Consider the following 10799-nt stretch of genomic DNA (forward strand, 5'->3'; position numbering starts at 1 on the left):
GACCCGAAGATGACCGACGACCAGATGCCCGCGGAAGAGGTGCAGGACGAGACCGCCGCCGAAGGCGAGGCGCCGCCGCGCGACAGCCTCTTCGAGGCGCCGCCGCTGGCCGAGCAGGAGCGCATGGTCGAAGCCATCCTCTTCGCCTCGTCCGAGCCGGTCTCGATCCCCGACCTGAACGCCCGCCTGCCGCATGGCTGCGACGGTGCCGTGGCGGTCGAGAACCTGCGCAAGCGCTACGAGGGCAGGGGCGTGCGCGTGGTGCGCGTGGCCGAGGCCTGGGCGATCCGCACGGCGCCCGACCTCGGCTACCTGATGCAGAAGGAAACCGTCGAGACCCGCAAGCTGAGCCGCGCGGCGATCGAGACGCTGGCCATCATCGCCTACCACCAGCCCGTCACCCGCGCCGAGATCGAAGAGATCCGCGGTGTCTCGGTCTCGCGCGGGACGATCGACCTGCTGCTGGAACTGGAGTGGATCCGCTTCGGCCGCCGCCGCATGACCCCGGGCCGCCCGGTGACCTTCGTGGTCACGCCCTCGTTCCTCGATCACTTCGGGCTGGAGAGTCCGCGGGATCTGCCGGGCCTCAAGGACCTGCGCGCCGCCGGCCTGCTCGACAGTCGCCCGCCGCCGGGCCGCCTGGGCGAGGACGAGGACCGCGAGGCCGACGAGGAACAGGCCGAGATGTTCGAGGACGACGACTAGCTCTCACCTCTGCGTGACGGCGGCTGAAATCGCCGCCGCGCCGTGCTAGGGTGCGCAGGTGAAAGCGAGGGGATTTCCCATGGACGGCCTGTTCCGCATGATCTTCAACCGCCTGCTGCGCAAGGGCATGAACGCCGGGATCGACCGTGTGGCGCGCGATGACCCGAAGGCGCGTCAGCGTGCGCGGCAGGGTAGGAAGATGGCCCGCAACGCCCGTCAGGCGCAGCGGGTGATCCGCCGTCTGGGCAAGTTCTGAGGCCTCAGGTCGCGACCCGGCGCGGGGCCAGGCATTCCGCCAGCCCGATGCCGCAGCAGAGCGCCGAGATCATGGTGCACCAGGCCAGCCCGCCCGCCTCGTATGGCAGGCGGAAGCTCAGCGCGCCGCCCAGCACCGCCAGGTAGGTGACCGAGGAATTCAGCCCCAGGATCGCGCCCCGCTGCCGCGCATCCAGCCCCGCAAGGCGGCTGACGACGAAGTTCAACCCCAGGTGCTGGATCACGCCCCAGAGGATCGCCAGGGCCGACAGCAGGGCGAAATGCGCCACGCCGGCGCTCATCGCGAGGTAGACCAGTCCCAGCCCGCCGAAGGAGAGCGCCCCGGCCAGGTGCTGCGGCAGGCGGTCGAGGTAGCGGTCGAGGAAGCTCGACAGACCGAAGCCGACGCCATAGCAGAGCGTGACGAAACCGGCGGCATCAGTGCCCCGGCCCAACCCCTCGGCGACATGGGCCCCGATGAAGGCATAGGTGCCATAGAAGGCGGTCATCAGAAGCCCCGCCGCCATCAGCCCGCGCCCGATGCCCGGCACCCGCAGGGCGGTCAGCGGTGTGCTGGCGCTGCCAACGGTGCGCACGGACAGGTCGGTGCGGCGCAGGGCGATGTAGAGCAGGCTCATGCAGGCCAGCAGCGCCACGTAGACCGCCCTCCAGCCCGCCCATTCGGCCAGGAAGCCCGAGCCGGCCACGCCCGCCACCAGCGCCAGCGTCCAGCCCGACAGCACGATCCCCATCGAGCGTTTCTCTTCGCCCTCGGGGCCCAGCTCCGGCGCCAGCGCGTAGATCGCCGGGATCGCCATGCCAGCGCCAAGGCCGCCGACAGCCTGGAACAGCACCAGCGTCCACTTGCCCGGCGCGAAGATCGAGCCGATCAGCGAGAGCAGCAGCAGAAGCAGCGCCTGCATCAGCGCCGGTCCGGGGCCGATGCGATCAGCACGCGGGGCCAGCAGCAGCGCCGAAAGCGCCGTGGTGCCGCCATAGGCTGCCGCTGCCTGCAGGATCTCGGCCGGGTCGCCGCCGAGGTCACGCGCCACGGCGGCGGTGATCGGGGCCAGCACCATGGAATTGGCCCCGACAACGGCAATCGCGCCGGTCATCAGGGCAAGGGGCTTGGTCATCACGGGCATGGGTCTTGCGGTCTTTCAGTCCTCAGGGCGCGGCGAAATGCTTCGACAGCTTCAGCCCCTGGCCCTGGTAATTCGAGGCGATATCCGCGCCGTAGAGCATTTCCGGCCGCTCTGCCATGGTCTCGAAGACCAGCCGCCCGACGACCTGCCCGTGTTCCAGCACGAAGGGGGCCTCGTGGCAACGCACTTCCAGCACCCCGCGCGACCCGGCGCCGCCCGCCTCGGCATGGCCGAAGCCGGGATCGAAGAACCCGGCGTAGTGGACACGGAATTCGCCGACCATGGCCAGGTAGGGCGCCATCTCGGCGGCATAATCGGGGGGGATGGTCACGGCCTCACGGCTGACGAGGATGTAGAAGGCGCCGGGATCGAGGATGATCTGGCGGTCTTCGGTGCGCACCGTCTCCCAGAATTCGCGCGGGTCGTACTGCCCGATACGGTCGAGGTCGATCACCCCGGTGTGCGGCTTGGCGCGGTAGCCGACAAGACGGTCCGGCCCGGGCGAGAGATCGACCGAGAAGCCGAGGCCCTGTTCGATCACGGCCGTGCCGTCGACCAGCGGCGTCTGGGCATGCAGCGCCCGCAGGGCGTCATCGGACAGCGTTGCCTGACCGGCACGGAAGCGGATCTGGTTCAGCCGCATGCCGGGCCGCACCAGCACCGAGAAGCTGCGCGGGCAGATCTCGGCATAGAGCGGGCCGGTGTAGCCGGCGGGGATGCGGTCGAACTCGGTGCCCTCGTCGGTGATCAGCCGGGTCAGCAGGTCCAGCCGCCCGGTCGAGCTTTTGGCGTTCGCCATGGCGGCGACATGGGCGGGCAGGGCAAGGCTTTCCATCAGCGGCACGACGTAGACGCAGCCCTTCTCCAGCACCGCCCCCTCGGAGAGGTCGACGCGGTGCATCTCGAACTCGGCCAGCCGGTCGGCGACGCTGCGGCCCTTCCCGGCAAGGAAAGAGGCCCGGACCCGCCAGGCGGTGGTGCCAAGCCGCAGATCCAGGCTGGCCGGTTGCACCTGCGCCTCGGTGATCGCCGGGCTGCCGGAGATCTCGCCGGCGGCGATCATGCGTTTCAGATGCTGGCTGGGCAGGATGCCGGTCATGCTTGGTCCTTCGCTCGTCAGAGGTCACCCGGCGGTGCTCTCTCGAAAGCGGAGGGTAGAACCTGAAACCATCGAAGGGAAGGAGGAAGACATGCCGACGCGGGAAGAGAGTCCCGCGTCAGGCATGATCCTTGGAGGAAGTGGTCGGGCTAGCAGGACTCGAACCTGCGACCTTCCGTCCCCCAGACGGACGCGCTACCAGGCTGCGCTATAGCCCGACGGTTCGCGCTTTCTATCCGATCTGCGGGTGAGGGCAAGGGGTTTTTCCGACCGCCGCGCGGGAATTTTTCAGCGATCCCCGGGACGATGGCCGGGGCCATGAAACGCTCGGGAAAACGGCCGCGATGCCTCAGCCGAGGCCGGGCAGCCGGCGGGCCAGCGCGACGGCGCGGGCGGCCTGTGCGGCGGGCAGGGGGGCGCTGCGTGCGGCGAGTCGCGCCAGAACGCCGGGGGCAACGTCGATGGCGTCATCCTCGGGGTCTTCGGGAATCACCGGGCGGGAGAGGGGCTGGGCCGCTGGCTCGGGCACAGCGGCGATGGCCCCGGCTTCCGGGGCGTCGGTCTCTGCCGTGTCGGGGGTTTCGAGGTCGGAGAAGAGATTGACCTCTTCGCCCGGTTCTTCGGTCCCCTGCGAGGGTGGCTCGGTGCCGTGACCCGCCACGATGGCTCCCTCGCCCGACCCCGCAGCAAGCGGCCCGGCTTCGGAGCCATCCGGCGGGGTCATCTTGCCAAGAGCCTCGGTGGGTATCACCTCGGGCGCGGCGGGAAGCGGGGCGGGCTCGGTCGCGGCGGTCGGAGCCTTGCGCGGCTTGAGCTGCACGATCTCGGCTTCCAGCGGCACGGCAAGGTCTTCCAGCGGCGGCGACATGGCCGCGACATGAGAGGTGCCCCGGTCGCGCAGCAGCTTCTGCACGCCCTTGATGGTCATCCCCTCTTCGTGAAGCAACCGCTTGATTCCGCCCAGCAATTCCATGTCGGCAGGGCGATAGTACCGGCGCCCGCCGGCGCGTTTTACCGGCCGGACCTGGCTGAACTTGCTTTCCCAGAAGCGCAGCACATGGGCCGGGGTCTCCAGCCATTCGGCGACCTCGGAAATGGTGCGGAACGCATCTGCGGACTTCGACATGGGGAAGGGCCTCAGCCCTTGTTGCCGTCGGCCACGCGATCCTTCATCAGGTGCGAGGGACGGAAGGTCAGCACGCGGCGCGGGTTGATCGGCACTTCCTGCCCGGTCTTCGGGTTGCGGCCGACGCGGGCGGCCTTCTCGCGCACCGAGAAGGTGCCGAAGGAAGAGATCTTCACCTGCTCGCCGCGCACCAGCGCATCGGACATGTGGTTCAGAACGGATTCGACGAGCTGCGCCGAGTCGTTCCTCGACAGACCGACCTCGCGGAAGACGGCTTCGCTCAGATCCATTCGGGTCAGTGTCGTTTCACTCATCGCCGGTCCCTTTCTGGTTGAAGCGAGCATAGGCGCGCGCGTTTTTCCGAGTCAATATTAACGGTTTGCCAAGCCCTGTTGATCCCGGGGCAGTTTACCAGCGCAACACCACGGATCCCCAGGCCAACCCGCCGCCGATGGCCTCGGTGACCAGCAGCTGGCCGGGCTGGATGCGGCCCTCGGCGACGCCGACGGAAAGGGCCAGCGGGATCGAGGCGGCAGAGGTATTGCCATGGTCCTGGACGGTGACGATCACCTTCTCCATCGGCAGGCCCATCTTCTTGGCGGTGCCCTGGATGATGCGGATATTGGCCTGGTGCGGCACGATCCAGTCGACGTCATCCGCCGTCAGCCGGGCCTTTTCCAGCGCCTTCTCGGCGGTCTCTGCCAGCTTGCCGACCGCCTGGCGGAAGAGCGGGTTGCCCTGCATCCGCAGCTTGCCCGCCTGGCCGGTCGTCGAGACACCGCCGTCGACATAGAGCATTTCGCGATAGCGTCCGTCCGAATTCAGGTCGACCGACAGGATGCCGCGATCATCGGGAGACCCCGATCCAGTCCGGGCTTCCAGCACCAGCGCCCCGGCACCATCGCCGAAGAGCACGCAGGTCGACCGGTCGGTCCAGTCCATGATGCGCGAGAAGGTCTCGGCGCCGATCACCAGCACGCGCTCGGCCTGTCCCGACAGGATCATGCCGTTGGCATTGGCGAGGGCAAAGATGAAGCCGGCGCAGACCGCCTGCACGTCGTAGCCGAAGCCGCTCTCCATCCCCAGGCCTTCCTGGACCATCGTCGCAACGGATGGGAAGGTCAGGTCGGGGGTCGAGGTGGCGACGATCACGCAGTCGATGTCCGAGGCGGACAGCTCTACCATCTCCAGCGCCTTGCGGGCGGCGCGGACGGCCAGTTGCGAGGTGGTCTCGCCCTCGGCGGCGAAGTGGCGGCGCTCGATCCCCGAGCGCGTGCGAATCCATTCGTCCGTGGTGTCGAGGGTCTTCTCGAACTCGGCATTGGGGACCACGCGGTCCGGAAGGTAGTGTCCGATACCCGTTGCCACTGCGCGAATAGTCATGCGTTCCCCGTCCCTCGTTCCGCGGCATCCTGTGCCAGCGAAACGGCGGATGCAACCCGTGCCGCGATCTTCTCCTGGAAGCCGCTGGCTGCAAGCTGATAGGCCAGTTTGATCGCGGCGGAAACCCCCATGGCGTCTGCGGAGCCATGGCTTTTCACCACCGGACCGTTCAGCCCGAGGAAGACGCCGCCGTTGACCCGGCGCGGGTCGATGCGCTTTTGCAGGCGGCGCAGCGAGGTCAGCGCCAGCAGCGCGGCAAAGCGCGACAGGGGCGAGAACTTGAAGGCTTCCTTGAGGAAATCACCGATCAGCGAGGCCGTGCCCTCGCCGGTCTTCAGCGCGATGTTGCCGGTGAAGCCATCGGTGACGATGACGTCGCAACGCTGGCCGGGAATGTCCCCGCCCTCGACGAAGCCGACGAAATCGAAGTTGGCGTTCTCGGCCGCGCTCTCGATCAGCTCATGGGCGACCTTCAGCTCGGGCCGGCCCTTGTGCTCTTCGGTGCCGACGTTCAACAGGCCGATGCGCGGGCGTTCCAGCCGCATGCCGTTACGGGCATAGGAGGCGCCCATCAGCGCATATTGCAGCAGGTCCTTTTCGTCGGCGCGGATATCGGCGCCGACGTCGAGCATCACGTTGAAGCCCTGGGGATTGCGCGATGGCCAGAGCACCGCGATGGCGGGGCGGTTCACCCCGGGCAGCTTGCGCAGCCGCATCATCGACAGCGCCATCAGCGCGCCGGTGTTGCCGCAGGACACGCAGACTTCTGCCTCGCCCTCGCGCACCGCATCCAGAGCCGACCACATGGAGGTGGCCTTGCCGTGGCGGACCACCTGGCTGGGCTTGTCCGCCATGGTGACCACGTCGGTGGCATCGCGGATTTCGACCCGCCCGGCCAGCTGCTTGCGGCGCGCCACAAGGCGCCCCAGCTCTTCGGCAGGGCCATGCAGGATGAAGTCGATGTCAGGGTTCTTGCGCGCGGAGCGCGCCATGCCGGCAACCACGGTGGCCGGGCCCCGATCGCCGCCCATGGCGTCGATCGACAGCTTCACGCGTCGCGAAACGGTGAGGCCGGGCCGGGAGCCGTCCCTGTCCTGGTCTGACGGATCAGTCGCGGTCATTTAGGACGCACGCCCCCGGCATTCACGGGCTCAGGCCGCGTCTTCGTCCAGATCGACTTCGTTGGCCGATGCCACCACTTCACGGTCGGCATAGTGGCCGCAGGAAGGGCAGACGTGGTGCGGACGCTTCAGCTCGCCGCAGGACGGGCATTCGTTGGGGTTCGCAGCCGTCAGCGCGTCGTGTGCGCGGCGATTGTTGCGGCGCGACTTGGAGACTTTGTTCTGTTGGACAGCCATGTCACAACCTATCGTATTCGGGGGCCCGTGCTTAAGCACCAGGCCCGGTTTCTCGTGGATGCGAGGCTCTTAGTCGGTGCAGCCCACAGCATTCAACCCAAAATTCGGATGGAGGCGCGAAAATACTGCGAAAATCGTACCACGCAACCGATTCCTTGCGGGTATGATCCTTGCCGCGCGCCTCGTCAATCCTTGTCCGGTGGTGTCGGGGCCCTGACGGCGCCCGATCTCCGGTCCGGCGCTACTCCTTGTCGGGCTCGCCGGCGCCATCCTTGCGGCGGGCGGCCAGCAGGTCGGCCAGATTCGCCATCGGACGGGCGTCCTCGTCGGTCATTGCCCTGCGGCCCGGCTCGGTGATGGCGGAGACTTCCATCTCGGCCCCCCTCGGCCCGCGGATAGAGGGGCAGGGCCAGCGCCAGCGCCTCGGCCATGACCTCGGCCGGGTCGATATGGCTGCCCAGTTGCTCCAGCGACTCGTCCTCGGGCATCTCGATCTCGTCCTCTTCGGTCTGCGCCTCGGGCAGGACCGGCATGAAGCGGCGCGTCACGTTTTCTTCGATGCGCGTGGTCACCGGGGCCAGCGTGACGGAACAGGGTTGCACCACGGTCGCGCCGAGACGCCCGGTGAGCAGCCAGTCGTTCTTGCCGGCGGCCTTCAGCTCGCCCCGGAACGAGACCTTGCGCAGGGCGAGCAGGTCGAGCGCCTCGGCGAGGGCGGCGGTCTCGGCGGCTTCGGGCGCAATCGAGAAGGCGGTCGGATGCGACTTGGGCAGCGATGCCACGGCGAGGGCAGTGGGAGAGGGGGCGCTCATGAGGACCTTTCTTGCTTTCTTGCGGCGGACGGGTTCGTTATGTAAGCGAGGTAGAAGCCTGAGGACTGGAAAACAAGAGGGGCAGGATGGGGCAGAAAGTCAAAGCAGCGAGCCGGATCGTGGCACTTGCGGCCGTGATCGGCCTCTCGGCCTGTACCGCCCAGTACCGCAATCACGGCTACATGCCCGAACCCGATCAGCTGGAACAGGTGGTCGTGGGCGTCGATACCCGCGATACGGTGCTGGACGTGATCGGTGCCCCGACCACCGCAGGCGTGCTGGACGGCGGCGATTACTACTACATCCGCAGCCGGGTGAAGCGCTTCGCCTACAAGCGTCCCGAGGTGGTCGAGCGCACGGTGCTTGCGATCAGCTTCGACAGCCGTAACGTGGTCAGCAACATCGAGACCTTCGGGCTGCAGGACGGCCAGGTGGTGCGCCTGCAAAGCCGTGTGACCAGCTCGTCGAACCAGGACAAGACCTTCATCCGGCAGCTTCTGGGCAATATCGGCCGCTTCGACGCAGCGGGGATCATCGGCGGCGAGTGACCGCGCCGGGGGCTGCGCGGCGCCTCTTCGCGGCGCGCCCCTTGCAGATGTCACGATCCGGTCACATCTGGCATGATATCGGGGCGGAAACCTTTCGCCGATGCTCGCCGGAGTGCCTGTCATGCCTGGTCTGAAGAAGGGGCGCTATGCCGCCCGTATCGCCGTAACCCCCGAAGACATAGAGGCGGCGCAACGGCTGCGCGCCCTCTGTTTCCTCGGCAGCGCCGATCTTCCCGATGCCGACCGTTTCGACCAGGTCTGCGCCCATATCCTCGTCGAGGATCAGCGCGACGGCACCCTGGTGTGCTGTTTCCGCATGCTGCCGTTGGCGGCGGGGGCCGAGATTTCGCGCTCCTACTCGGCGCAGTACTACGAGCTGTCAGGCCTGGAGAGCTTCGAGGGCCCGATGGTCGAGATGGGCCGCTTCTGCATCCATCCCGAGCGTCGCGACCCTGATATCCTGCGCGTCGCCTGGGGCGCGATGACCGCCTATGTCGACCGCAACGGGGTCGAGATGCTGTTCGGCTGTTCCTCCTTCAAGGGCACCGATGCCGAGGCCTACCTGGATGCCTTCGCCATGCTGAAGGAACGGCACCTGGCGCCGAAGCGCTTCCTGCCGCGGGTCAAGGCGCCGAAGGTCTTCCGCTTTGCCCAGAAGTTGCGGCGCAAGCCCGACGCGAAGCGCGCCATGCTGGGCATGCCGCCGCTGCTGCGCACCTACCTGCTGATGGGGGGCTGGGTCTCGGACCACGCGGTGGTCGATCCCAAGATGAACACCCTGCATGTCTTCACCGGCCTCGAGATCGGTGCCATCCCGCCCGCCCGCAAGCGCCTGCTGCGCGCGGTCGCGGGCTGAGGCAGGTGAGGGCCGTTCCGGCTCAGCGATAGTCCCGCCCGGCGCGGGGATTGTAGACCGGCAGCGCGAGGTTGCGCAGCACCGCCGCGCCGCGCAGGGCGAAAACCACCGCGAAACCGGCCGCCGCGGCCAGAAAGCGCGTCTCTCCGGCACCGAGCACCATCACCGTGGTGAAGGCGCCGAGGGCGGCGGCAGTGACATAGACTTCGCGCTTCAGGATGATCGAGGGCTCCTGGCCAAGCGTGTCGCGGATGATCCCGCCGACGGTGCCCGAGAACACCCCCATGACCACGGCGATGATCCCGGCCGTGCCGTGATCCAGCGCCTTCAGCGTGCCGGCGGTCACCGCGAATCCCAGCCCGAAGGCGTCGAGCCAGAGGATCACCTTCATGCGCGACTGGAACGAACTGGCGGTGAAATGCAGGAAGACCGCCACGCCCAGGCAGAGGGTCAGCGGGAAGGGATCCTCGATCCAGAACACCGGCACCCCCAGCAGGAGGTCGCGCAGCGTGCCGCCCCCGACCCCCGTCGCGGCGGCGAACCACATGAAGCCGAAGATATCCATCTGCTTGCGCGAGGCCACCAGCGCCCCCGTGGTGGCAAAGACCAGCGTCGCCAGCACGTCGGCGGCAAAGAGAAGCGGTTGGTCGATCATGTCAGGCTCCGGTCGGCTTGGGCGCAGCTAACGCGATGCGGTCGCCACTGCCAAGCCCCGGCTCTGTCGGCGCCCTCGCCGTCCGCCTCCGGCGGCAGTATTTCCGGCCTCAGGATGGGTAGGGGCCCTCTGCTGTTATCCGACGGCTGAAAATACTGCGGGGGGAGGCGCAGCCGGGGGGCAGAGCCCCCTCACGCCCTCCAAGTCCGCTTGACGCCGACCCGCCGCCTGATTAGCTGCGCGCCATGGCACAGGCACCCCTTCTCCAGCTTTCGCAGATCTCGCTCACCTTTGGCGGCGATCCGGTTTTCGACGACCTTTCCCTCTCGGTCCAGCCAGGGGACCGGGTGGCGCTTGTCGGGCGCAACGGCTCCGGCAAGTCGACCCTGATGAAGGTCATGGCCGGGTTGGTCGAGGCGGACCGGGGCGAGGTCGTGCTCTCTCCCGGCACCTCGGTCGGCTACATGGAGCAGGAGCCCGACATGTCCGGCTTCGCGACCCTTGGCGATTTCGCCACTTCGCAGCTGGATCTGGCCGAGCACTACAAAGTCGAGATCGCGGGCGAGGGGCTGAAGTTCGACCCCGCGCGCCCGGTAGAGACGGCATCGGGCGGCGAGCGCCGCCGCGCGGCGCTCGCCAAGCTGATGGCCGAGGCGCCCGAGCTGATGCTGCTGGACGAGCCGACCAACCACCTCGACATCGAGGCCATCGCCTGGCTGGAAGCCGAGCTGAGCCAGACCCGCACCGCTTATGTGCTGATCTCCCACGACCGCGCCTTCCTGCGCGCCCTGACCCGCGCCACCTTGTGGATCGACCGGGGCCAGGTGCGACGGCAGGAAAAGGGCTTCGAGCATTTC

Annotated in this window: 14 protein-coding genes and 1 tRNA gene; 5 read left to right on the forward strand and 10 right to left on the reverse strand. The window is 67.9% G+C overall.

Going from position 1 to position 10799, the window contains the following annotated elements:
• Positions 1–24: 24 nt before the first annotated feature.
• Both scpB and OS124_RS27385 read left to right on the forward strand, forming a co-directional pair.
• Positions 25–705: an SMC-Scp complex subunit ScpB gene (scpB, locus tag OS124_RS0108710; RefSeq protein ID WP_050900847.1), complete on the forward strand. Its 681-nt coding sequence runs from the start codon at positions 25–27 to the stop codon at positions 703–705.
• Positions 706–784: 79 nt separating this feature from the next.
• Positions 785–961, forward strand: coding sequence for a hypothetical protein (locus OS124_RS27385; RefSeq protein ID WP_168161451.1), 177 nt, complete (start codon positions 785–787; stop codon positions 959–961).
• Between the two features lie 4 nt (positions 962–965).
• Here the strand turns inward: OS124_RS27385 and OS124_RS0108720 are convergent, their stop codons facing one another.
• The 9 genes from OS124_RS0108720 to OS124_RS24115 all read right to left on the reverse strand — a co-directional run bounded on the left by OS124_RS0108720 (position 966) and on the right by OS124_RS24115 (position 7883).
• Complete coding sequence (locus tag OS124_RS0108720) at positions 966–2096, reverse strand: MFS transporter (protein WP_237708091.1); 1131 nt, start codon at positions 2094–2096, stop codon at positions 966–968.
• Between the two features lie 31 nt (positions 2097–2127).
• Complete coding sequence (locus OS124_RS0108725; protein ID WP_010139133.1) at positions 2128–3204, reverse strand: 2'-deoxycytidine 5'-triphosphate deaminase; 1077 nt, start codon at positions 3202–3204, stop codon at positions 2128–2130.
• Positions 3205–3345: 141 nt separating this feature from the next.
• Positions 3346–3422, reverse strand: a tRNA-Pro gene (locus OS124_RS0108730).
• 131 nt (positions 3423–3553) lie between these two features.
• Positions 3554–4330, reverse strand: coding sequence for a MerR family transcriptional regulator (locus OS124_RS26510; RefSeq protein WP_010139134.1), 777 nt, complete (start codon positions 4328–4330; stop codon positions 3554–3556).
• A gap of 11 nt (positions 4331–4341) precedes the next feature.
• Positions 4342–4644, reverse strand: a complete 303-nt coding sequence (gene ihfA, locus OS124_RS0108740) for an integration host factor subunit alpha (protein ID WP_010139135.1) — start codon at positions 4642–4644, stop codon at positions 4342–4344.
• A gap of 94 nt (positions 4645–4738) precedes the next feature.
• Positions 4739–5713 carry a beta-ketoacyl-ACP synthase III gene (locus OS124_RS0108745; protein WP_010139136.1) on the reverse strand — a complete coding sequence of 325 codons (975 nt, stop codon included), beginning with the start codon at positions 5711–5713 and terminating at the stop codon, positions 4739–4741.
• On the reverse strand, positions 5710–6834 hold the full coding sequence (plsX, locus tag OS124_RS0108750) for a phosphate acyltransferase PlsX (RefSeq protein WP_083834571.1): 1125 nt from the start codon (positions 6832–6834) through the stop codon (positions 5710–5712). Before plsX ends, OS124_RS0108745 begins: the two co-directional genes overlap by 4 nt.
• A gap of 30 nt (positions 6835–6864) precedes the next feature.
• Positions 6865–7071, reverse strand: coding sequence for a 50S ribosomal protein L32 (rpmF, locus tag OS124_RS0108755; RefSeq protein WP_010139139.1), 207 nt, complete (start codon positions 7069–7071; stop codon positions 6865–6867).
• Positions 7072–7256: 185 nt separating this feature from the next.
• On the reverse strand, positions 7257–7883 hold the full coding sequence (locus OS124_RS24115) for a YceD family protein (RefSeq protein ID WP_010139140.1): 627 nt from the start codon (positions 7881–7883) through the stop codon (positions 7257–7259).
• Between the two features lie 86 nt (positions 7884–7969).
• On the opposite strand from OS124_RS24115, the gene OS124_RS0108765 reads away from it, so the two are divergent.
• Both OS124_RS0108765 and OS124_RS0108770 read left to right on the forward strand, forming a co-directional pair.
• Positions 7970–8431 carry an outer membrane protein assembly factor BamE gene (locus OS124_RS0108765; protein WP_010139141.1) on the forward strand — a complete coding sequence of 154 codons (462 nt, stop codon included), beginning with the start codon at positions 7970–7972 and terminating at the stop codon, positions 8429–8431.
• Positions 8432–8552: 121 nt separating this feature from the next.
• A complete protein-coding gene (locus OS124_RS0108770; RefSeq protein WP_040606926.1) occupies positions 8553–9287 on the forward strand; it encodes a GNAT family N-acetyltransferase in 735 nt (244 codons plus the stop codon).
• Between the two features lie 22 nt (positions 9288–9309).
• Here the strand turns inward: OS124_RS0108770 and OS124_RS0108775 are convergent, their stop codons facing one another.
• Positions 9310–9942, reverse strand: coding sequence for a trimeric intracellular cation channel family protein (locus OS124_RS0108775; protein ID WP_010139143.1), 633 nt, complete (start codon positions 9940–9942; stop codon positions 9310–9312).
• 245 nt (positions 9943–10187) lie between these two features.
• Between OS124_RS0108775 and OS124_RS0108780 the strand changes: the two genes are divergently transcribed.
• Positions 10188–10799 (forward strand): ATP-binding cassette domain-containing protein (locus OS124_RS0108780; RefSeq protein ID WP_010139144.1); only part of this gene is annotated, 612 nt, incomplete at its 3' end.

The sequence above is a fragment of the Oceanicola sp. S124 genome (genome assembly GCF_000220565.1).
In the GTDB taxonomy this organism is placed as follows: domain Bacteria; phylum Pseudomonadota; class Alphaproteobacteria; order Rhodobacterales; family Rhodobacteraceae; genus Pseudooceanicola.